The sequence below is a fragment of the Streptomyces sp. P17 genome (assembly GCF_032436805.1).
Lineage (GTDB): Bacteria > Actinomycetota > Actinomycetes > Streptomycetales > Streptomycetaceae > Streptomyces.
This window is the reverse complement of sequence record NZ_JAVRBF010000215.1, coordinates 1-763: the sequence shown is the minus strand read 5'-3', so window position 1 is coordinate 763 and position 763 is coordinate 1. Positions and strand designations below refer to the sequence as shown.

Genomic DNA, 763 nt, shown 5'->3' with positions numbered 1-763 from the left:
CAGCAGCGGTCTGGCCCTGCATGACCTTCAGTCCGGACAGGGCGCGGAACACGCGGCGCGGCATGACGATCGCGCCGGGTTCGGTGCCGTTGCGGGTGGAGTACAGGTCCATCCACGTCTCGAGTTGGGTCAGTCCGTCCGTGGTGTCGGTCGACCAGAGGCTGTTCGCGGTGATGGTCAGGTCGGCGTCTCGACCGAAGTCATCGCTGGTCTTGTAGTTGGGCTGTGTGATGGTCGCCTTGCCTGTGGCGAGCACAATGCCACGCATCCGCTCCACCGCATCAGCGATAGCCAGTACGCACCGGTCGGCAGCGCGGAAGCTTGCGTTACGGATCGAGTCGTCAGAGGCGTTCCGGTGCCGCAGTTGGGCGTACTCGCTGACAACCTCCTTGCGAGACACAGCAGGCAACTCAATGATGACACGGCCCTCGGGAGGGGTGTCGCCGATCTCGGGCTCAGCGTCGTATGCGCGCCACTTCGCCTCATCCACGAGACCGTTTTGGCCCTTGTGGAAGCGGGCGGAGATGTCGTCCACCTCCCGGTTCGGGAGGAACTGGGCGAGCGAGCCCTTGCGGCGCTCGATGGCCGACAAGCCCTCACGGACATAGCCGGTGAGCTCGGCAGGGTCGATCAGGTCAGTCCACAGTTCAGCCATGGATCAGCCCTCCTTCACGAGGTCGAACTTCGACGCGTCGGAACCGGTTTGCGGCTCGACGTGCGCCTTGGGGAGCTTGGCGACGTTGACTGAGCAATGCCACACGAC

At 64.4% G+C, this 763-nt stretch carries 1 pseudogene; it reads right to left on the bottom strand.

Going from position 1 to position 763, the window contains the following annotated elements:
* Nucleotides 1–655: pseudogene (locus RMT89_RS40445) on the bottom strand (major capsid protein); the annotation flags it as partial.
* Between the last annotated feature and the right edge of the window lie 108 nt (nt 656–763).